Source organism: Klebsiella sp. JN_Kp127 (assembly GCF_040062505.1).
Lineage (GTDB): Bacteria > Pseudomonadota > Gammaproteobacteria > Enterobacterales > Enterobacteriaceae > Klebsiella > Klebsiella quasipneumoniae.
On the sequence record NZ_JBEAHS010000031.1, the window covers coordinates 186,736 to 209,315 of the forward strand.

Sequence of the window (22,580 nt, forward strand, 5' to 3'; positions counted from 1 at the left end):
ATTCTCGCGGGCAGGGGAGATATTTCCTTTCCTTGAAGCGGCAGGCAATCAATCGAGACGAACGACGTTCGGGAGAAAAACCGCTAGTGAGGAACAGGCCAGAGCAAATGCAGGGGCTGAGGCGAACGCAAGGTATATGAAGGATATCCCACCGGGCATTTGGTCCTGTCTGCAGACAGATGAAAGTGAAAGGCACAGGAGGTGCGATGAAGATTTTCCGCCCATTATGGCGCGATGGGGCTTTTCTGGTTCCGCAGCAGTTTCAGCAACAGGCTCGCTGGGATGCGCACGTCGCCGATACGGTCTCCCGCATGGCGCTCGCCCACCCGTGGGGGGGATTGCGCGCGGAGTTTGACGCCAGCGCGCTCACCCTTTCCCGGCTCAACGCCACCCGGCTGATCGTTCGTTTCGCCGACGGAACGCTGATTGACACCGAGCTGGCGGATACTCTGCCACCGGTCCGCGATGTATCGGGCGTGATGCTGGACAGCGTGGAGGTTGTGCTTGCTCTGCCGCTGCTCAGCGCCAGCGGCGGCAATCTTGATGACGGCCAGGAGAGCGCCCGCCCGCGCCGCTGGCGCGCCGAGCAGGTGACCGTGCAGGAGCTGGCAGGCCATGAACGCAGCGAGCTGGCCGTCCTGCGGCACACGCTGACGCTGCGTCTCTCCATCGAAGAAAACGCAGCCTTCCTAACCTGCCCGGTAGCGCGTCTGGTACGCGACGCCCAGGGGCAGTGGATCTTTGACCCGAAATTCATCCCGCCGCTGCTGTCGCTGGCCGCAAGCCCGACGCTGGTCAGCGAGCTGGGCGAGCTGCTACATCGCCTGCAGGCCCGACGCAGACGCCTCATGGCCATGCGCCGTGAAAGCAATGCGCGGATGGCTGATTTTGCCGTGGCGGATGTTTCCCTGTTCTGGCTGCTCAACGCACTGAACAGCGCCGAGCCGGTGCTCAGCGAGCTGCATCAGGACCCTTCGCGCCATCCGGAGCTGCTCTATCGTGAACTGGCCAGGCTGGCCGGCAGTCTGCTGACCTTCTCTCTTGAACATCATCTGGACGCGATCCCCCGCTACCGGCATGCCTCGCCGGAGCAGGTATTCCCACCGCTGTTTGCCCCGTTGGATACGCTGCTCGAAGTCAGCTTGCCCTCAAGGGTGATCGCCATCGCGCTGGAGCAGGGTGCTGACCGGGAGATCTGGCGGGGGAGGCTGCACGATGCACGGCTGCGCGAGGGGGCGGATTTTTATCTGTCGGTGCGTTCTTCACTTCCCCCTCACCAGCTTCAGAGCCGCTTTCCGCAGCTCTGTAAGGCGGGTAGCCATGATGATGTCGCCGAGGTCGTCAACATTGCCCTCAGCGGCATTGCGATCAAACCGCTGAGCCACGTGCCGGCGGCCATTCCGCTACGTCTGGAAAACCAATATTTCGCTCTGGATCTTTCCACGGATGCCGCCCGCGCGATGCTGGAGGCTGGCAACTGCACCTTCTATACCCCGGAATCGCTTGGCGACGTGAAACTTGAACTCTTTGCGGTACTGCGCTCATGAATATCTCTGAAAGCGATCTGATCAACAAAACCTTTTACCCGGGCTGGCTGATGGTCAGTCAGTTACGCTGCGGCCAGCCGGTGACCGACGGCGAGGCGCTCTATCGTCAGGCCTGTCGATGGGTGACCGAGGCGCGCGAGGCGCTGGCGGCGGCAGGCGTCAGTGAAGCCAGCGCTGAGCAGATGCTCTATGCCTACTGCGCGCTGCTTGATGAGAGCGTCCTCAACCGCGCCAGTCAGGATGATGGCTGGCGCAGGTGGCGCAAGGATCCGCTGCAGGCGCGTTTTTTCAGCACTCTCAACGCCGGGGAAGAGCTCTGGGAACGGATCCGCCAGCTGCTGCGAGAGCCCACGGCGGATGCGGCAGTGCTGACTTGTTTCTATCGTACTTTGCAACTGGGGTTTGTCGGGCAGTACCGCGCCCAGGATGACGAACGGCGTGAGGATGTAGCGCATGCGCTTGGCGCGCGGGTTCCGCCGTTCAGCATAACCCAGGAGGCGCCGGTGGTGGTTCGTGCCTCCCGGCTGCGCAGCGGACGGCGGATGTACTGGTGCGGCTGGGCGGCTGGCATTGTGGCGCTGGCGGCGCTGTGGTTGACCTTCTCCTCCATGCTGTCACAGATGGTGGCGCAGATAGCAGGGCAGGGATAAGAGATGCGTGATAACGCCCGGCGTCTGCTTACGATATTGACCGTCATCCTGGCCCTGTGGCTGGCGCTGGGCTTCTGGCCGCTGTCCATCGGCAACCAGGTGATATTCAGTCTGTGCATCCTGCTGGCGGGCAGCGCGGCGCTCTGGCGTCAGCGTCGCCGGGCAGTCAGCCGTCAGCGACCGGAAATCGTCCTGCCGCCCGAGGATTTTCAGGGGGCGGTGGTTCTGGTCTGCGGGGATACCGACGGTCTGTTTCCCGGGCGTTCGGCGCACTGCGAAACCCGCCTCGGCTGGTATCTACGGGGGGAAAGCGCGGAGCAGTTGCCGCGGCTGGCGCAGTACCTGGCGGCGGCGCGTCCGGCGCTGGTATCGCAGGTTTCCGTGCTGCTGGCGGTGGTACCGGAGCACCACCCCTCCGGGGAGCACCTGGTGCAGTCGCTACGCGACTGGCGGCGGAGTATTGTTCAGTGCCGAACCTGGTTAAACGGTCTGCCGCCGGTGTGGAGCGTGTTCTGGGTGACGCCGCCTGGCGGCCAGGCAGCGGAAAGCCGCTGGTTTACCGTCACGCCGGATCGGCCTGGTCTCCAGGTGCGGCAGAAGGGACAAGCGCCCCAGTCGATTGCCGACTGGCAGCGAGAGGGCAGCTCTGCCTCACGCCTGCATCATACGCTGTGGCTGGAGAGCATTCTGGCGTTGGCAGAAAACGTTCTTTTCCGGCCACTAAGCACTCGCCAGGCGGAACTTTCGCCGTTGGACCTGTGCGCCATGGGCATCTGCCTGACGCCGGTGACGGCGGTGGCAAATAACCTCTGGCAGCGGCAAATCGCCGGGATCACCACGCTCTCCCCGGGCAACGCCGCGGCGCCAGGTCCTCACCCGCTGCCGGATCTTCTTCTGTCAACACTGCCGCACCGCCACGGGGTCAGCCGCCGGATGCGCGCTGCCGGTCTTGCCGCTGGCATGGGCTTCCTCTTTCTGGCGCTGGCGATGCTGGCTTCCTTTATCAACAACCAGCGCCTCGTGCGCAGCGTCGGCGATCATCTGGCGGTCTACCACCGCCTTAGCGGCGCGCCGCCGACGCCGAAGCTGCAGGCGCAGCAGCGTCTGCGTGCCGACAGCCGCCTGCTGGATGACTGGCTGCGCCGGGGAGAGCCGCTGCGTTACCGGCTGGGGTTGTATCAGGGATTGCGGCTGATCCCCTTCGTGGAAGCCGCGATCAATGACTGGGCGCCGCCCCCGCCGCCGCGTCCGGTCATTAAGCAGGTTGTGCAGGGGCTGCAGACGATCCGCCTCGATAGCATGGCGCTGTTCGATACCGGCAAATCGACGCTGAAACCGGGTTCGACAAAGCTGCTGGTGAACTCGCTGCTGGGCATTAAGGCGAAACCCGGCTGGCTGATCGTGGTGGCAGGCCATACCGACAGCATCGGCAACGATAGATCCAATCAACAGCTCTCTCTGAAGCGTGCCGAGGCGGTCCGCGACTGGATGCGCGATACCGGCGATGTGCCGGAGAGCTGTTTTGCGGTGCAGGGCTACGGCGAAAGTCGTCCTGTCGCCAGCAACGAGACGCCAGACGGGCGGGCGCAAAATCGCCGGGTGGAGATCAGTCTGGTCCCGCAGAAGGACGCCTGTCTGACGCCGGGCACGGCTAATACCTCAGGAGCCGGGGCTGCCGCATTAAAAAACGAAACCGAGTAATCCGCGACCCCGAACGAGGACGTTGAACAACAACAATCTGCCTGCCTGACCCTGTGCGCTACGGGTCCCTGATAAACAGGAAATAGCGATGGGCGGTAGCGTGCCTGCAGCCAGTCAATCTTGTCGGCAAGTGGGGCCTCTGCGGGGGTGAAGTGCGGGACAGTGGGATGGATAAAGGAGATCTGCATCGACAGCGCTAAGGACATTGCCAGAGAAATGCTGGCAGCGTTAAACGTTGAAGGCTCCGGTTTCTGTGTGCTTTTTTATTTCTCAGTAAGTGAAAATAAATATCCCTGGGGTTTCCTTTTAGTAATGAAACTCCTGGTGGGGTATCTGATATATCGATATGCACTTAAATATATTTATGAAGAATGAGATGATTATCATTAAACAAAATTAAACCGTATGGCCTGTTAATCGATGTTTGATGGTCATTACTGCGGAGTAAAACAGGAATATAATGGATACCTCTTCAATAATTACCGGCACCACCCTCAACCGTTACCAGCTGGATATTCCGTCATGTACTGCATCGCTGGATGTGGAAGAATTCAGCGGTGAAGAAAAACTCAGTGAAACGTATCTCTGGACAATTTATTTCACCAGCACGGATAAAAATATCGACGCCAGCCAGTTACTGAGCAAACCGGCGACGCTGACGATGGGCGGCGGCATATTACAGAGCCTGACCGAATGCAAACGGGTGCATGGCGTGGTCACGCATTTTGAGCGTATCAGTGGCTCTGCCGACCAGGCAGAGTACATGATAACCCTCGAACCCTTCCTCTCGCTGCTGGACAAACAGTTCCGCACCCATCGTTTCTTCGTCAATAAATCGGTGCCGGAAGTGGTGGAGCAGGTATTGCAGGAACATCACCTGCATGACTGGGAGTATGAGTTTAATCTCAAGCAACACTATCCGCGGCGCGAGCAAATTAATCAGTATCAGGAGAGTGACCTGGCGTTTATCCAGCGCCTGCTGGCAGAGGTGGGGATATTTTATTTCTTCACCCTGCAGGAAGAGGCCCAGAGCGAAGTGGTCCACTTCGCCGACGCGCAGCGGGCGCTGATGTTCGATAAGACACTGCCGGTTAACAGCCCGTCCGGGATGAGCGACAGCGGTACGGAATCGATATGGGGTCTGAGCATCACGCATAACGTCGTAGAGGCGAACGTCACTACCCGGGATTATAACCCCCGCGATGCGCAGAGCGTTCTCCAGTCGGCAACAGCGGATATGACCCGGGGAAATGGTGAAGGCATCACTTACGGAGAGGTATACCACTATAAGCTTCGCCACCGGGAGCGGGGCGATAAAATCGTCCCGCAGGCGGAGACCGCCAACTTCTATGCCCGTCTCGACCATGAGCGTTTTCTCGCTCGCCAGACGCTGATTACCGCGAGCAGTACGGCAGCCTGGCTGACGCCGGCCCAGGTGCTGACCGTTACCGACAGCCTCCCACCGACCCTGCCTGCGCCCGTGCAGGATCCGCTTTTAATCACCGGCACCGGTTTTACCGCCAGCCGCCGGGAGGCGCTGCGGGTGTCCCTGCTGGCGGTGCCCTACAGCGAAACATTGTGCTGGCGTCCGCCGCTGCTGCCGCGCCCGAAGGTGACTGGCACCATGACGGCGCGGGTGACCAGCGCGAAGGCGAATGATATCTACGCCTGGCAGGATGCGTCCGGCCTGTACCGGGTGAAATTTGACGCTGACAGAGAGGAGAAAGGGCAGGGTCAGGAAAGCATGCCGGTGCGTCTCGCCAAACCCTACGGCGGCGACGTGTACGGCTTTCACTTCCCGCTGGTCCAGGGCACGGAGGTGGCGATTGCTTTCCACGAAGGCGATCCTGACCGGCCGTACATTGCGCATGCGCTGCACGACTCGCGGCATGTCGACCCTGTGACGGAGAAAAACAGCACCCGCAATGTGATTCGTACTCCGGCCAATAATAAGCTGCGAATGGAGGACAAGCGCGGCGAGGAGCATATCAAGCTCAGCACCGATTACGGCGGCAAGACGCAGCTCAACCTGGGGCATAATGTGGATGCGCAGAGGGAGTTGCGGGGCGAGGGGGCGGAACTGCGTACGGATAAATGGGTGAGCATCCGGGCCGGTGCGGGAGTGTTTATCAGTGCGGATAAACAGCCTTCGGCAGGCGACAGGATGCTGGCAATGGAGGAGGCGATTGCGCAGCTTGAAAATGCCCTGGGTATTGCGAAAAGCCTGGCGTCGGCAGCGGAATCGGCTCAGGCCCTGCCATCGGATACCGGCAACCAGCAGACGCTGAACGATGCGCTGAAAGAGCTGGCGCAGCCGGGGATAGTGCTGAATGCGCCGCAGGGCGTGAGCATCAGCAGTCCGCAGGCGGTACGGTTGTCTTCGGGTAGCGCCAGCGTGGGGATTGTGTCACAGCAGAATACGGACATCAGTGCGCTGAAACGTTTTACGGTAGCGGCGGGAGAAGCCGTCAGCCTGCTGGCACGAAAGGCGGGGATTAAGCTGTTTGCGGCGAAGGGAAAGATGGAAATCCAGGCGCAGGATGATGCGCTGGAGGCGACGGCGAAAAAGGATATCACCGTGACCAGCGTGGAAGGGCGAGTGGAAATCACGGCGGCGAAGGAACTGGTGGTGAACTGTGCGGGAGCGTATATCAGGCTAAGTGGTGGCAATATCGAGCTGGGCTGCCCGGGGAATATTCTGCTGAAATCGGCCAATGTGCAGAAAATGGGCGCAGCTGATTATGATGCAAACAAACCTGAGCTTCCCGTCGGTTTCAGTGAGTTTTTTACTGCAAAAGATGAAGAGTCCGGGGAGATTTTACCTTTTACCCGGTACAGGATAACAACCGGTGAAGGTAAAGTATTTGAAGGCAGGACCGATGCGGAAGGTAAAACTGTTGCAGTTTATACTGCCCTGCCTGATGCCCTGCATATAGAATTACTTTAAAGAATGAAGGAATAGCATATGGCTACCGGAGAAGAGAAAAGTAAAACATCGGTACAAGGGACGGGAACGGTTGTAAAAGGAAAGTATGGCCCAGAATGTTATTTTCACCCAGGTAGCGCAACATTGCTTTTTCTGGCGGCTTCAGATACTAAAATTATCGAACAGGAGCATGATTTTCTGTCTGGCTTGCTTGAAACTCAGAAACAGGCGCAAAAAAATCTTGATGATATTAATTTTGAAGCAATCACTCAGGCAGGCAGAGTGCCAGCAAGAAAATTTGAAAGTGAAATCACTAAAGCCTATGAAGCCTTAAACAAAGCAAATCAGGCTTTGCGGAAAGAGCTTATGTCACTAACAGCGAATCCTCCGGAGGGGGAATTGCTTAATGATAAAATGAAAGATACTGCCATTGGTATAATGGAACTTATTCCGCTTAAAAATAACACAGTGAAAGGATTCAAAAAAACTTATGTGCGTTCCGATAAAATAAAACAACAGTGGCGAACATATAAGCTCAGCGAAGTTGATAAAGAAAGTGGTGAAGCCAGTTTCATAAAATATAAAAACAAAACTATTGTTTCTCAGGATGCGAATGGTAATCCGGTGAATAAAACCATACGTCAGGGAAAAATAGATACAGCGGAACTAAAAAAACAACTAAGTAACGTACCTGTTTCACTGAAATTCGATCTTGTTGACGATACGAATGTTATTGTCAGTCACTGGGCAGAGGAAATGAACAAATCTCTGACCTGGCCAAAGGGGGATGGTAAAGTCGACGAATCTGTTTATCACCAGTATGTTGATATCAGCGCGCAGGCTCAACTGATGCGCTACAGCCATGGAGCGGGTGCATCAGCGGAATATAATCCGTCAGAAAAAAAACTGGAGGGCAAAATAGAAGGTCATGCCAGTTTTGCACTGGGGGAGGCGAAGGCCGAAACGGCCCTGTACCTGCCGGACAGGTTAGGTGTCAGCCTTTTATTTCCGGCGAAAAAAGTGACTCCACAGACACCGGATGGTGTTTGTAATATGGGAGCGCTGCGTTTTGCCATGAAACTGGTATTGTCAGGTAGCGTAGGTGCCAGTGCTGCAATTGAATTAGGGGTGACAGTAGACTGGAGTGGAGAAATGGGAAAGGGCTATGGCATTAAAGGCCGCCCTGCAACCCTGACTGCCCCACCGTTACCAGGACAGCAGCATGTGAATTTAAAGACCTCAACAATACCTGAAGCACAGGGGGGAGGTGAAATTGGTGTTTTTGTTGGTGCTCAGGCGGGAGGTAATATCAGTGGTGCCATTGAGTGGTTTGACCCGCATCCTGATGATACGCCAGTAGCTATAGGTGTTGAGAAAGATAACAAACCCATTGTCAATAAAGAGAAGAAGTTTGCCGCGATAGCCAAACTGGAAGCGGGGATGACGGTGCAGGCAGGCGCAGGGGGAAGTGGGGTTTTTTATATCACCTATATTCAGGGACGTTTTCGTATTTACTGTAAAGCGGCTTTATGTTGGGGAGTGGGAGCCAAAGGGGAAGTCGGTTTTGAAGTTGATGGCAGCAGCTTTGCGGCTTTTATGAAGAGCTTTCTTTATATGCTGAGAAATGTGGATTATCAGAAGCTTGAGCAGATGATGGCAGGAGATGCCTTCCGTTCTTTATGTGCAATTCCTATTATTATGGCGGCACAAGGGATACAGGCGGGGGAGGCCATGCTAAAGAATATGGGAATAATATTACGACGAATTGAAACCGATCTTGAAGATGAAAATAAGCGCGTTCATCTGATGAATAGTATTTTGTCAAACCCCGACCAGCTTAAATATACCCCTCCGGAAACAAAAGGGGCAGTGATTGCCACATTAATTGATCAGAATTGGGTGGACTGGCTTGACCCTCGCAATCAGAATAATGATTTTTTTTCCGTTAACAGCTGGAAGCTCGGTCCTCTAAAGAGGCGAAAACAAGCGGTGTTTATGGCGCTGAAGTGGATACAAAGTCAGGCAGATTATAACAATGTCATGCAGCATTTGACGTTGTCACCAGGGGAGAAGAAAGGTAATAAAGAACTGAATGAAAAAGATGTGATTAACTTTTTAGGTATCGGGGAACAAAAATTGATTTTTTACACCAATTATGGCGAAAAGCTCACCTTACTGCATAATAACCTCCCGGTTTTTGTTGACCCGGATGAGCCATTTAAACCCATACCTGACATCCTGATGTCAGAATATCTTGCCATGATCGACGACCAGCACCCGACGGGTACAATGACTGCCTGATGCAATGGCTGAGGTGATAAGATGAGAAAATTAATCGTAGTTGCTTCCGTTGCTGCCGGTTTACTGACAGGGTGCGATCAGGGAAATACCACCGGGAGTGAAAAAGCAGCTAAAGCACTTGTGGATAAATCGGTCTCTAATATGGTCCCCGTTCAGGGTGGTGAGTTTTTAATGGGTGATTTTGGTCCATTAGTTGGTGAAAAATTACCTTTCAGCATACAACAGGATGATAAAACTTTACATAAGGTTATTTTAAGTGATTTTTCGATATCAAAATATAAAGTCACTAACGATGATTTTAATATTTATTTGAAAGTAACAGATAAAAAAAATCCACCTGTGGATATACTGGCACAACGTCATCCTTCTCTGCTAAAGGGGGATTATCCTGCAGGTGTTATCTGGCAACAGGCAAAAGATTATTGTCAGTGGTTAGGTAAAAAATCCGGTAAAAAAATTGATTTGCCGACAGAGGCACAATGGGAGTTTGCAGCAAGATCCAGAGGTCAGTATCTTCCGTTTGCTACTAACAATGGTGAGTTTACACCAGGAAAAAATGTCCCAAGCCAGGATGAACTGAATAAATACACTGACGGGATGGGGCTTCCCATTTATCCAGTAGGTAAATACCCATCAAATCCCTTAGGGCTGTATGATATGGGATTGAGTGGTTCAGAATGGACCAATGACTGGTATGCAGCAGATTATTACTCCAACTCTCCGGTAAAGAATCCTCAGGGACCAGAGCAAGGGACCGAGAAAGTGTTGCGTGGGAATGTTGGCGGCGACAGACAGTACGCATTGACTATGTTTAGACAATCTGCTTCACCACTCCCAGAAGAAGTTGATGGTGACTATGAAAAATATGGTGTTGGTCCGCAGTATGTTTTCCGTTGCGTCATCAATAAATAATGTCGTTTGGTGGTGACATATATCATTTTAACCGGAGCAACAGCGTTGAATGAATGTTCCAATAAACCGGAGAGACTATTTAAACCTGTCCCGGATAGCCTGATGTCAGAATATCTTGCCATGATCGACGACCAGCACCCGGCGGGGACAATGACTGCCTGATGCAAAGGCTGAGGTGATAAGATGAGAAAATTAATCGTAGTTGCTTCTGTTGCCGCCAGTTTACTGCTCGGGTGTGACCAGAAGAGTACTGACAAGCGTGAAACCCTGTCTGAAGCGCTTGTTGCTAAGTCGCTTTCTGACATGGTTCCCGTTCAGGGCGGCGAGTTTTTAATGGGGGATTTTGGACCATTAGTCGGTCAAAAACTACCTTTCAGCATAAACCAGGATGATAAGGTATTACATAAGGTTGTATTAAGTGATTTTTCGATATCAAAGTTTAAAGTTACCAACGATGATTATAATAAATATCTGCAAATAACAGGGGGAAAAAAATCACCCATCCATATTTTTTTAAAAAATTATCCATCCTTGCAAAAAGGAGGTTATTCTGTTGGTGTTACCTGGCAACAGGCAAAAGACTATTGTCAGTGGTTAGGTAAGGGGTCTGGTAAAACGATTGATTTACCAACAGAGGCGCAATGGGAATATGCAGCAAGATCCAGAGGTCAATACTTTCAGTTTCCAACAAATAATGGTGAGTATTTACCTGGAAAAAATGTTCCGGGTAAAGATGAATTAGATAAATATACAGATGGTTTTGGTTTCCCATTTTACCCAGTAGGCAAATATCCCCCAAACCCCCTGGGTCTGTATGATATGGGGCTCAGTGGCTCTGAATGGACTAATGACTGGTATGCAGCAGATTATTACTCTCATTCTCCGGTAAACGATCCCCAGGGACCTGCGCAGGGTACTAAAAAAGTCCTGCGCGGATATATTGGCGGCGACAGACAGTACGCTTTAACCATGTTCAGGCAATCAAAATTGCCAGTTCCGAAGATCGATAAAGACGATGACTATGAAAAATATGGTGTTGGTCCGCAGTATGTATTTCGTTGTGTCGTTAATAAATAATGTGTGATGCTATATCTTATTTTAAAAAATCGGTGGCGTTCAACATATAAGGTTTTTTTCTAATGGATGGTAAAATCATATACAGTAGTGAAATTAATTCATCGTCATCAACGATGATTGTCAACGGAAAAAAGTGGTGCTCATTAAAAATCTGAAAGAAGAAATGTTAAGGTTTGAAGATGAAGCCAAAACTGACTGGCTGTTTCCTAATCCTATGCCGTTTGGTCTGGAACGAGTTATGACTCAGCAGTGGGTGCGGGCTTATCTAGGATTTCCGATGGTTTACGTTGAAGCAAAAATTGTTATGACTGCTTATAGGGGGGAAAAGAGATATATACCTTACCTATGCCTCATCAAAATAGTTTTGTCGGATTTACCTATAACAAGGATTTATTTTCAGAAACCGTGACTTTTTATCCACCGGAGCGAGCAAAGGAGATTCATATTGCGCTGGAGAAAAAGCGACTTGGTGGCAAATGAATATTGATATCGAACACTTGTGAAGCAACTAGGTAAACCTTGTTAGAATATTTATGATCAACGTTTAATTCCCTACAAAAAAACCAAAAAGTACTGTTAGTGATGATATTTTCAGGCTGGATATGAGGCGATAAGGAATATTTTTATCTTCTATCAATAACCAGAAAAAATCTTGAGGAAGTGACTTTGCGGTTAGAAGATGAAAAAAAACGGCTTGGTTATTTCCTAATCCGCTGCCATTTAGTCTTGAATCAGTAATGACGCAGCGATGGATGCGCGAACGCTTCGGATTTCCCATAGGTTATGGCGAACGCAAAACGATAGAGAGCTATAGTCGTCGTATTAGCGAGGTATACCCACTGTTGCCACCTAATCAGAAAATGTCTGTTTTATTTTCTTATAATTCTGATTATTTTGTTGCTAGTGTATTTTTTATTGTATAAAGCATGCAATAGAAATTAAGGCGGATCTCGCGAATATAAGGTCGTCTGGCAATTGGCGTTCGAAGTGAAAAGTTATTAATGTAGGGGATATCACCTGGGGGAAGAAGTATATATTAAGTAAAGAGAGGCGTGCAGATATTCCAGATATTATTTTATGTTTATTATTATTTCTTTGATAGGAGTAGCCGGTTTTTGTCTGTTATTAAATGTTATTGCCTCACTCTTTAGGTTGAAATTGATGCGATTGAGTATTCTAATTAATAATTACTGTATCGCTGATATATAAAAGGAAATTCAATGTCCAAAGGTTTTGTATTACTCGGCGATAAAACCACGCACGGCGGTGCTGTTATTTCCGCATCCTCCACCATGATTGTAAATGGAAAGCCCGTAGCGCTGGTGGGGGATAAAGTCAGCTGCCCGATTCCGGGACATGGCACTAATGCCATTATTGAGGGAGCGCCGGAATGGTCTTCCGATGGTAAAGCCATCGTGGTCGATGGCTGCAAATGTCAGTGCGGTTGCCAGGTGATTTCCGGCGCGCCGGAATGCGCGATAGGATAAAAAATGGGCTGGGTACGAACAAAAGCATTGACCATGGAGCAGCCATCGGCTCCTTCACTGACCCGATGGCTGTTTGCCGGTGTACTGATGGCGATTATCGGTGTCCTGCTCTTTATCCTCCATGCTTCCGGCACCGTAAAAATTCTCTCAGTGATAAATATCTGGTGGGTATCCCTGATGCCTGCAGGATGCTGGTTGCTGATTTTTTGTCTGCGTTGCTACCTGTGGGACAGGGATCTGAAAGCGCATCAGTTCTTGCTGAAAGAGGCGGAATACGGACAGCAGAGGTGGGAAGACTGGGCCGGGCGCTGGCTGGCCGTTCTGGGCAGTGCAGTGCTGTTGCCGGATCATACTTCTGCGGCGCATTGGGGGAGTGAGCGGCCTCAGCAATACGGACTTACCCGCAGGATTAATTACCTTCCGGCAGAAGAGCCCGTGCAGTTGAGTGCGATGCATGCGCTGCTGACCAGTATAGAAGAGCGCGTGCAGTGCCTACCGGAAGAGCTACCGCTGCATGTCACCCTGATCACGGATAATCCCTCGCCTGAGCTGACCAGCAGTTTCAGTAATCTCTGGAAAGAACACATTCCTGGCCGCGCCGTGTCCGATGATATTACCGTTACCGGCTCATTCTCACTGTCGGAAGTGGAGGAGCGCCTGAAGCAGCCTGTACTGACGGTCAATCTACTCCTGGTCATCCAGCTCAACGGTGGTACAGCATACTCCGACGGGCTGGCCGTGTTGCTGCTGACCAGCGATGATGTGGCGCAAAAATACCATCTGCCGCACTCATCACGGCTGTTACGTCCTATGCCCTTAGATATGACGAACTTTGAAGACGATATCACCCTGTTTCTGGAAACCCAGACTGTCGCCTGCCAGACGCCCTCCGTTATCGGGGACGCAAAAAAATGGACGGAAAGAAGCGCCGCGCTTATCACGCAGGGCGGCAAAATGCATACCCCATGGAAAGCTGAAGATATCGCGCTGCTGGAAAAATGGTGCGGTATTCCGGGACCCGCAGCGCCCTGGCTCCTGACCGCGCTGGCAGCCGATCTGGTCAGCCTCCGTAAACAGCCCCTGCTGGCGTTATTTTCCAGCGAACAGGAACATTTTATCAGTACCATCACCACAGGGAGTGAAGATGAATATACCGGGTAATGGCCTGGGCCGGTTTGGCCTGGCCGGGCTTACGTTGGCCGGGATGGCTGCAATATGGGGGGGGATCACCCGCTATGGCGGCATGCTGAATATCAATACGCGGGGCGAGCAGGTACTGGCGTTTGTTCTGGTCTGTCTGGCGTTGGTATTTGTTTTTTACCTTCCTGCAATGTCCCGCCGTGTGAAGGAGAGTTTATATCGCCGGCAGTCGCAGCAGGCCAACGTCTTACCCGGCGAAGAAGGGCGCGTGGCACTGACACCTCCTCATCATATTACGGTGGGGGAAATTCGCCAGACTCTGCGCTATCAGTATGGACGCGCCTGGTCCCGCAAAGTCCGTATTCTGCTGATAATTGGCTCAGTCAGAGACGTAGAACAACTGACCCCAAAGCTCACGCAGGAACTCTGGCAGGAAGATCAGGGTACATTATTGCTGTGGGGTGGAGACCCTGGGGCAGCGGTAGATAACGCCTGGTTCACAGCGCTGCGTAAACTGCGTTATCGCCCGGCTGATGGTATGGTGTGGGTAACATCGGGCTTTGACGGCGTTTTGACAACGATGAACAGAACGAAGCCCAGGCTCACGCCAGATGAAATGGACAATGTGTCTCACTCTCTAAAGCTACGCTACGAAGCTCTTGGATGGAAACTTCCCCTATACGTCTGGTCGCTGTATGAGGGGGGCAACGAAAAAAATGGACGTATCACTCAGCCTGTAGGCTGCCTGTTACCCGCAGGTTGTACGCCGCAAATAGTTGCCGAACAGTTCACTGCCCTGGCGCCATTACTGATAGAGCAGGGCATCCAGCAGATATGCGGACAACCACAGCACAATTTTTTACTCGCGCTGGCCGACCAGTTGACTCGGGAAGCGGAAGCGGTGGTGGAACCGTTATCGATACTGCTTAATCCATACCGACCATTGCCGCTGGCCGGGGTGGTATTTAGTGAGGCATCAGTAGAGGCTGGTCGCAGTGTCAGTCATCACTGGGGACGGGATAACCGCTGGGAAACGATACCAGACTCTGTGCTGTGGTTGCCAGCCGGCCTACGTCCGCGCAAACAGGGCGTCGACTGGATGCGTGGGATGAGCGTGGCCGCTGCTGCCCTGATGTTACTCTGGGCCGCCTCAATGACAGTCTCTTTTATCGCCAACCGCCACCTGGTGGCGACCGCACAGCAGCAGGTGCAGCAGGCCTCGGCGGGAAAACAGCCGCTGGCCGTTCGCCTGCATGCGCTCTCCGCGTTACAGAAAACGCTTTCTCAACTGGAATACCGCTCGCAGCACGGCGCGCCGTGGTATGCCCGCGCTGGCCTCAGTCAGAACGATGACCTGCTGGCGGCGCTGTTTCCGCGCTACGGAGAGAGGGCGCAGCCGCTGCTGCGCGATGCGGCAGCAGCGCACCTTCAGCGGCAGCTGAACGCCTTCGCACAGCTGCCGCCGGACAGCCCGCTGCGTGAGAAGATGACGAAGACCGCTTACGACCAGTTGAAACTGTACCTGATGTTGACCCGCCCGGAGAGAATGGATGCTGCGTGGTTTGCGGGAGCGTTGATGCGCGAGTGGCCGCAGCGTTCCGGCGTGGCGGACGCCGTCTGGCAGGGCAGCGGCCCTTCGCTACTGGCATTTTACGCTGCCAGCCTGGCGTCGCATCCGCAGTGGCGTCTGCCTGTCGATGACGGTCTGGTCAGCCAGGCGCGCACACGGTTAATTCGCCAACTGGGCCAGCGCAACAGTGAGTCCACGCTTTATCAGAAGATGCTCGCGCAGGTGGCGAACCAGTATGCGGACTTGCACCTGGCGGACATGACCGGCGACACCGACGCGTCGCGCCTGTTCACCACCGATGAGGTGGTGCCGGGGATGTTCAGCCGGAAAGCCTGGGAAGAGACGGTGCAGCCCGCCATTGAGAAAGTGGTCGCGGAACGCCGCGATGACATGGACTGGGTGCTGAGCGACGCGAAGCAGCCTGCCGCGCAGTCGGCGTCGCCGGAAGCCTTGCGAGTCCGGCTGGCGGAGCGTTATTTCGCTGATTTCAGCGGCGCCTGGCTGGATTTTCTCAACAGCTTACGCTGGCAGCGCGTGGAGACCCTCTCCGATGCCATCGACCAGCTGACCCTGATGGCCGATGTGCGCCAGTCGCCGCTGGTGGCGCTGATGAACACCCTGAGCGTGCAGGGGCGAACCGGCCAGACCGGGGAAGCTATTGCCGATTAGCTTGTCAAATCAGCGAAAAATCTGTTTAACCGCGACGGGCAGCCCGCCATCGACCAGCAGGGTGGCGTGCGCGGTCCTCTGGATGCCACCTTCGGGCCCGTACTGGCGCTGCTGGACAATCGCGACGGCGGGGCGTCCACCAGCCGTCTTAGCCTGCAGACCTTCCTGACCCGCGTCACCCAGGTGCGTCCGCGCCTGCAGCAGGTCACCAACGCCACCGACCCGCAGGCGATGACCCGCCTGCTTGCGCAGACGGTGTTCCAGGGCAAGGCAGTGGATTTAACCGAAACGCGCGACTACGGCAGCCTGGTGGCGGCGGGACTGGGCCAGCAGTGGAGTGGTTTTGGACAGACGCTGTTTGTTCGCCCGATGGAGCAGGCCTGGCAGCAGGTGCTGACGCCGGCGGCGGAAAGTCTCAACGCCCAGTGGCGCAGCGCGGTGGTGGAGGACTGGAATCGCGCTTTTGGCGGCCGCTACCCCTTTAAAAATACCAGCAGTGAAGTCTCTCTCCCGCTGCTGGCAAAATATCTCAATAGCGAGACCGGGCGCATCGCTCGCTTTCTGCAGACCCGGCTGAATGGCGTGCTACATAAAGAGGGGAGCCGCTGGATGGCGGACAGTATCAATGCCCAAGGACTGACGTTTAACCCGGCCTTTCTGCAGGCGATGAATACCCTGAGCCATCTCTCCGACGTCGCGTTCGCCAATGGCGAAGCGGGATTGCATTTTTCGCTACGTCCGGGCACGGCGGATGGCGTGATGCAGACGGAGCTGGTGATTGACAGCCAGAAACTTGTCTACATGAACCAGATGCCGGCCTGGCGGCGGTTCAGCTGGCCCGCCGACACCGAAGCGCCGGGCGCTAGTCTGAGCTGGATCAGTACCCGGGCGGGCACCCGCCAGTATGGCGATTTCCCGGGCGCCTGGGGCTGGATCCGCCTGCTGGATAAGGCGGTGGTCAGCGCTTATCCCGGAACGAGCAGCAGCTGGAGCCTGAGCTGGAAAGCGCCGGATGGTCTGTCGCTGAACTACACCCTGCGCACCGAGTCGGGGGAAGGACCGCTGGCGCTGCTGGCCCTGCGAAACTTTACGCTACCTGAGACGATATTCAGCGTGCGCGCGCCTGCTGAGCGTGTTCCGCTGACCGACGATATACCCGGCGAAGAGGGATACTGAAACCGCCTCCCTCACTGATTGGCGTTGACCTGCGACGCCGGGCCTCCTCTGCTCATGGCCGCCCGGCGGCCAACTAATCTGCCCGCGCAGCCATGCTGCGTGTCTCCCTGAAGACGAATAATGGAATAGTCATAATGGACGATTTAACCCTGCGATATTTTGACGCTGAAATGCGCTACCTGCGCGAGGCGGCAAAAGCGTTCGCGCAGGCTCACCCCGACCGGGCGGCGATGCTGGATCTCGATAAAGCCGGTACGCCGGACCCTTACGTTGAGCGCCTGTTTGAAGGCTTTGCCTTTTCCGTAGGTCGCTTGCGCGAAAAAATTGATGATGATCTGCCGGAGCTGACCGAGGGGCTGGTCAGCATGCTGTGGCCGCACTATTTGCGCACCATTCCGTCGTTATCGATCGTGGCGCTGACCCCAACGCTGCCGGCGATGAAGATGGTGGAAACGGTGCCCGCCGGGTTTGAGATAAGCTCCCGCCCACTGGGGCCGAAAAATACCGTGTGCCGGTACCGAACCACCCGCGATCTGACGCTTAATCCGCTGGCGATAGAGGAGGCGGTGATGACGGCGGATCCGGACGGACGTTCGGTCCTGCGGCTACGCTTCACCTGTAGCGAGCTGGCAGACTGGTCGCAGACCGATCTCCGCCGCCTGCCGCTGTACCTGGGGGAAGACGCCGTTACCGGCAGCGCTCTTCATCTGTGGCTGACCCGACGCCAGGCCGCGATTTACCTGCGTCTGCCAGGGCAGGCGGAGCGGGTAAGTCTGGACGGCTATTTTTCGCCGGGGGGATTCAGCGAGGAGGATCGTTTATGGCCGAAGGGGGAGAGCGCTTTCAGCGGCTATCAGCTGCTGCTCGAGTATTTCACCTTTCGCGAAAAATTTATGTTCGTGCAGCTAAATGGCCTCGAAAACATCACCCTGCCGGCGGGGATATCGGATTTCACGCTTGAGGTGGTGTTCAGCGAGGTCTGGCAAAGCGATTTACCCGTCAGCGCAAGCAGCCTGCGCCTGCACTGTGTGCCGGTGATTAACCTGTTTACCCTCGAGGCCGATCCGTTGACCATCAGCGGGCTGGAGAGCGAATACCTCCTGCGTCCGAAGCGCCTGCAGGACGGGCATACCGAAATCTATTCTGTCGACAGCGTGACCGGCTCCGGGCGCACCGGGGAGGCGCGCTATGTGCCTTTCACCCGCTTTCGTCACCAGGGGGGAATGATGCGTCGCCATGCGCCGGAGCGCTACTACCACACCCGCGTCAAACGGGGCGTCACCGGCATGCACGATACCTGGCTTATCCTCGGCGGACAGCAATGGGAGGCTGACCGGGCGCTGGCGCGGGAAACGGTCTCCTTGCGCATCACCGGCACTAACGGCCAGCTGCCGCGCCGGGCGCTACAGAGCACGCTGCTGGATCGCTGTGAGTCGATATCAGCCACGCCGCTTACCGTCCGTAATCTCTGTAAACCCACGCTGCCGGCATATCCCCCGGCGGAAGACCGCTACCACTGGCGGGTCATGAGCCATCTGGGCACCCGTTTTCTCAACATGATGAGCAGCGCCGAGGTACTGCGCGGTACGCTGTCGCTCTACAACTGGCGGGAGGATGAGCTCAATAACCGTCGTCTGGACGCCATTCTGGCGGTCAGCCATCACCGAATTCAGCGTTTCGAACAGGGATTCCTGCTGCGCGGGCTGGATATCGAAGTGACGCTCGACGGCAGTGGATTTACCGGCATGGGGGATGTCCATCTGTTTGGCGACATGCTCAACCGCTTTTTCGCGCTGTATGCCGATATGAATCAGTTCAACCAGCTAACGCTCATTGTTCAACCTGAAGGGAAATGTATCCGGTGGAAAGAGAATCACAGTCTGCGCCTGCCCGGCTGATGGCGCAGCTCCGGCCTCAGTTGCCGTACATGAATTTTTACCGCTTCTGCCAGTTGCTGGAGGAGATCCAGCCGAAGGCGCCGATCATCGGCAGCGGCTGGCTATTAGGTGATGAACCCATACGCTTTCGCCCTCATCCGGGGATGGGTTTCCCGGCCGGCGAAATCCGTGGAATGGACGATCCCGAACCGTCCCGGCTGCCGACGGTGCGCGTTGCTTTTATGGGACTCTACGGCGTGGAATCCCCGCTGCCGACCCACTATAGCGATGACATTGCGCAACGGCGGGAAGGCGTCGAGGCGACCGAGGATTTTCTCGATATCTTTAACCATCGGCTGATCGTCCAGTATTACCGTATCTGGCGCAAATATTCCTACCCGGCAACCTTTCGGGCGGGTGGCACGGACAACACCTCGCAGTATCTGCTGGGCCTGGCGGGGCTGGGTATACCGGGATGTGCCGCCGTTGCCGCAGCGCCGCTGTCGCGATTTCTGGCGTTGCTGCCGGTAATGATGCTGCCGGGGAGATCCGGGGAAGGCATGGAGGCGCTGGTGGCGCTACTGGCTCCGGGGACCCGGGCGACGGTGTACCACCACGATCCCTGCCGGATCCCCTTGTCGCAGCCGTTAGCGATGAGCGTCCGCCAGCCGGTTAGCCTGCAACATCGGCCAGTGATGGGAACTCACGCTACGGATGTGAACGGTCAGGTGTTGCTGCAGCTGGCGACGGAAAAGCCTGATGAGGTCCGCGGCTGGCTGCCCGGCGGCGAACTGTTCAGCGACCTGATGGCGCTCCTGCACGTCTGGCTCGGATCTCATCTCGACGTGCGGCTGCAGCTTTGCGTCGCCCGCCATTTACTGCCGAATGCGCAACTTTGCTGCCAGCAGGCGCATGCCGTCCAGCTCGGGAGAACGGCTGTGCTGCAACCGCTGGATGCGCAGAAGCAGGCTGACGACAGGATCACGATTTATCTGGGGCGCTATCAGCGCGTCCGGGAAAACCTCCACCGCAGGGAGAGCGATGAAGATGGCGATTACCGCAGTTAAACCCTCCGCCACGTTACTGGCATTCCTCATGGTCACCCTCTTAACCGGCTGCGGCCTGACGCAGACCGTAAAAGACGGCGCCGTTTCCGTGACCCAGTCTATTTTTTACCCCCAGGTGAAAACGCTTCATCTGGATCTTCGCGCCCGGGAAGGCGTGAATAACAACGCCAAAGGCGCCTCCCTGGCGACGGTGGTGCGTATTTACCAGCTGAAGGACCGGCAGGCGTTTGACAATACTGACTACCCGTCGCTGTTTGCCGGCGATGGCCAGGCGCTGCAGGCGGACCGGGTGGCGGAAAAAGATATTCGCCTGCGTCCGGGCGAATCGGTGACCGTTGATATGCCCATGGAAAACAGCGCGCAGTTTGTGGCGGTGGCGGCCATGTTTATCGATCCAGACCTGACGCTAAATAGCTGGCGGCTGGTACTCACCCGGGACGATCTCGACCCGGCGAGACCGCGCATTATCGAAGCCAGCCAAAATCAACTGACGCTGCACCCGCTTAAGGAGAAGTGAAATGCCTCGTCCCTCCCTGTACGACATCCTCTACGGCAATTTCGCCGGCGGGTTGGACCTGAACAACGTCAGCGAAACGGATCAGGTCATCCTGTCGGTGCTCGATAACATGCAGCGCATCCTCAACTGTCGGGCCGGAACGCTGGCGCATTTGCCGGACTACGGCCTGCCGGATATGACCGCTATCCTCCAGGGCATGCCGGCGTCGGCGCATCAGCTGATGAGCACGCTGTCGGCGGTGTTGCTGAAATACGAACCGCGCCTGCAGCGGATCGCGGTGGTGATGCTCGATCAGGATGCGCCCGGCGAACTGCGCTATGCCATTGATGCTGAGCTGAAGGATATCGGTCTGGTACGTTACGGTACAGAGTTTATGCCTGAAGGCAGGGTGTTGATCCGCCACCTTAAACGTCAGCAGTACCTTGACGCCCGCTCCGCCCTCTAATCTCTCGCTGAAAGACATCATGATGACAACACATAAAGACCGCCGCTATAAAATCGGTGGCGACCCACGCACGCTGGCTGATTTTATTGCCCTGCGTGCGGAAATGAACAAGCTCAGCCACCCGGCGCGGCCGGATATTAACTGGCCGTATGCCGAGCAGCTTGCCCGTGCGCTGCTGGAGCATCACGGCGCGGATCTGCAGACTGTCGCCTGGTATACGCTGGCCCGCGCCAGGCTGGACGGCCTGGCAGGGATCAACGAGGGGCTATCGCTGCTGGAAACGCTGCTGGCCCACCAGGGTAAAAACCTGTGGCCGCAGACGCTCCCGGCCCGCACCGAGATTTTCCGCACCCTGAGCAAGCGGCTGCGGCAGGTGATCCGCACCCTGAACCTCACCCCGGACGATCTTGCGTCGCTTAGCCAGGCTGAGTGTTCGCTGCAAACCTTCGACGCGGTGCTCCAGCGCCTTGAGATCGCGCCTGAAAACCCGCTTAGTGACCTGCGGGCGCTGCTGCGCAGCACGGCAACCCGCTTCGAGAACCTCGACCCTGCGCCAGCGCCTCCCGTCGCGCCGCCGGTGGCGATGTCTGAGGCGGCACTTCCCGACGCTCTGGTCAGCGAAGAGGATGCTGCGAAGGCTGAGCCAGCGCCAGAACGACAACGTAGACCAGAGGCTGAGCCGCTGGCTCCGTCTTCACCAGCAAAGCGGCCCGCGCCAGGGATGGCATCGACTCCGGTCGCCGCGGCGCGCTGGAAGCCATTTATCGCCGGAATGGTCACCATGCTGGCGGTGTCGGGCATCGCCGTCGGTGGATGGCTGGCGCTGCGCCAGACCGATTTGCCGCCAACTGTGATGACGCAACAGGCCGGGCCGCTAGCGGACCTCCCGGGGGCATCTCCCCACGCGCCGGTCGATCTGCGCCAGGCGCAGCGCCAGCTTGACGATCTCGCCCAGCTGGCGCCGGACTGGGCGATAAGCTACGGCGACCGGCTGGTCCAGCTGGCCCTGAGCCGCTGGCCGGAACAGGCAAAGCCCCTGGCGCAGCAGTGGCAGCGGCAGCTAAGCGCTGCGGCATTGCCCGCGGAAAACCTCACCGGCTGGGCGGAGGGCATGCGTCAGCTGCAACGGCTCGCCGATCAGCTCAATGCCCTCGACGAGCAGAAGGGGAAGTACCTGACGGTGAGCGAACTGAAAACGGCGGTGTTTGCCATCATTCAGTCGCTTAACCGCGCCGTTCCGCTGGAAGAGCAGCTGCGCGAGCTGGCCGCGCTCCCCGCAGGTCAACCCTGGCCAGCCGCCCGCGGCAGTCTCGCCGAACTGCATCTGCAACAGCTGATCGTGGAGTATGCCCTGCTGAAGCGAAAACAGCCGGCGCCACCGCCCGCTGCGCGACCCGCAACCGGTGGGCCTTCGGTGAGTGAGGCGGTGAAATAAAGTGTGCGCATGGCAACATTTTCTTTACATCATGATTGCAAGAACTCTACGCCCTTCGTAGTCTGAAAATGATTTAAATATAC

General features: G+C 55.8%; 15 protein-coding genes and 5 pseudogenes. All 20 read left to right on the forward strand.

All coding sequences use genetic code 11. The features are described 5' to 3' along the window. Positions 1–206: 206 nt before the first annotated feature. The 20 genes and pseudogenes from tssK to ABLV04_RS09455 all read left to right on the forward strand — a co-directional run bounded on the left by tssK (position 207) and on the right by ABLV04_RS09455 (position 22,497). Positions 207–1,547: a type VI secretion system baseplate subunit TssK gene (tssK, locus tag ABLV04_RS09360; protein ID WP_348815629.1), complete on the forward strand. Its 1,341-nt coding sequence runs from the start codon at positions 207–209 to the stop codon at positions 1,545–1,547. Continuing rightward, the gene (gene tssL, locus ABLV04_RS09365) at positions 1,544–2,197 is read left to right on the forward strand and encodes a type VI secretion system protein TssL, short form (protein ID WP_178944684.1); all 654 of its coding nucleotides are present in this window, start codon (positions 1,544–1,546) and stop codon (positions 2,195–2,197) included. Before tssK ends, tssL begins: the two co-directional genes overlap by 4 nt. 3 nt (positions 2,198–2,200) lie before the next feature. Next, positions 2,201–3,898: an OmpA family protein gene (locus tag ABLV04_RS09370; protein WP_178944683.1), complete on the forward strand. Its 1,698-nt coding sequence runs from the start codon at positions 2,201–2,203 to the stop codon at positions 3,896–3,898. A 186-nt stretch (positions 3,899–4,084) separates the two neighbouring features. Further along, a pseudogene (locus tag ABLV04_RS09375) lies at positions 4,085–4,208 on the forward strand (hypothetical protein). 150 nt (positions 4,209–4,358) lie between these two features. After that, positions 4,359–6,845 carry a type VI secretion system Vgr family protein gene (gene vgrG / locus ABLV04_RS09380; protein ID WP_180265587.1) on the forward strand — a complete coding sequence of 829 codons (2,487 nt, stop codon included), beginning with the start codon at positions 4,359–4,361 and terminating at the stop codon, positions 6,843–6,845. 921 nt (positions 6,846–7,766) lie between these two features. Continuing rightward, positions 7,767–8,796 (forward strand): annotated as a pseudogene (locus ABLV04_RS09385) (hypothetical protein). 248 nt (positions 8,797–9,044) lie between these two features. Next, a pseudogene (locus ABLV04_RS09390) lies at positions 9,045–9,125 on the forward strand (hypothetical protein); the annotation flags it as partial. A 141-nt stretch (positions 9,126–9,266) separates the two neighbouring features. Beyond that, positions 9,267–10,037, forward strand: coding sequence for a formylglycine-generating enzyme family protein (locus ABLV04_RS09395; protein WP_257394944.1), 771 nt, complete (start codon positions 9,267–9,269; stop codon positions 10,035–10,037). Between the two features lie 45 nt (positions 10,038–10,082). After that, positions 10,083–10,199 carry a hypothetical protein gene (locus ABLV04_RS09400; RefSeq protein WP_032453317.1) on the forward strand — a complete coding sequence of 39 codons (117 nt, stop codon included), beginning with the start codon at positions 10,083–10,085 and terminating at the stop codon, positions 10,197–10,199. 21 nt (positions 10,200–10,220) lie between these two features. Continuing rightward, positions 10,221–11,114, forward strand: a complete 894-nt coding sequence (locus ABLV04_RS09405) for an SUMF1/EgtB/PvdO family nonheme iron enzyme (RefSeq protein ID WP_180265589.1) — start codon at positions 10,221–10,223, stop codon at positions 11,112–11,114. A 133-nt stretch (positions 11,115–11,247) separates the two neighbouring features. Next, positions 11,248–11,476 (forward strand): annotated as a pseudogene (locus ABLV04_RS09410) (DUF6392 family protein). 375 nt (positions 11,477–11,851) lie between these two features. Next, complete coding sequence (locus ABLV04_RS09415; RefSeq protein ID WP_113772805.1) at positions 11,852–12,037, forward strand: DUF6392 family protein; 186 nt, start codon at positions 11,852–11,854, stop codon at positions 12,035–12,037. Positions 12,038–12,334: 297 nt separating this feature from the next. Continuing rightward, entirely contained in the window at positions 12,335–12,601 is a 267-nt protein-coding gene (locus ABLV04_RS09420; protein WP_004175522.1) for a PAAR domain-containing protein, read from the forward strand. Between the two features lie 3 nt (positions 12,602–12,604). Continuing rightward, positions 12,605–13,762, forward strand: coding sequence for a type VI secretion protein (locus ABLV04_RS09425; protein ID WP_117145483.1), 1,158 nt, complete (start codon positions 12,605–12,607; stop codon positions 13,760–13,762). Further along, positions 13,746–17,156 (forward strand): annotated as a pseudogene (locus ABLV04_RS09430) (ImcF-related family protein). Before ABLV04_RS09425 ends, ABLV04_RS09430 begins: the two are co-directional and overlap by 17 nt. Before the next feature lie 134 nt (positions 17,157–17,290). After that, complete coding sequence (gene tssF, locus ABLV04_RS09435) at positions 17,291–19,054, forward strand: type VI secretion system baseplate subunit TssF (RefSeq protein ID WP_064154423.1); 1,764 nt, start codon at positions 17,291–17,293, stop codon at positions 19,052–19,054. Positions 19,055–19,083: 29 nt separating this feature from the next. Beyond that, on the forward strand, positions 19,084–20,100 hold the full coding sequence (tssG, locus tag ABLV04_RS09440; RefSeq protein WP_074186634.1) for a type VI secretion system baseplate subunit TssG: 1,017 nt from the start codon (positions 19,084–19,086) through the stop codon (positions 20,098–20,100). Next, on the forward strand, positions 20,081–20,617 hold the full coding sequence (tssJ, locus tag ABLV04_RS09445) for a type VI secretion system lipoprotein TssJ (protein WP_178944678.1): 537 nt from the start codon (positions 20,081–20,083) through the stop codon (positions 20,615–20,617). Before tssG ends, tssJ begins: the two co-directional genes overlap by 20 nt. Position 20,618: 1 nt before the next feature. Further along, positions 20,619–21,062: a type VI secretion system baseplate subunit TssE gene (tssE, locus tag ABLV04_RS09450; protein WP_048297773.1), complete on the forward strand. Its 444-nt coding sequence runs from the start codon at positions 20,619–20,621 to the stop codon at positions 21,060–21,062. A 19-nt stretch (positions 21,063–21,081) separates the two neighbouring features. After that, positions 21,082–22,497 (forward strand): VasL domain-containing protein, encoded by a 1,416-nt coding sequence (locus tag ABLV04_RS09455; RefSeq protein WP_048297772.1) that lies wholly within the window; start codon positions 21,082–21,084, stop codon positions 22,495–22,497. The last annotated feature ends 83 nt before the right edge of the window (positions 22,498–22,580 follow it).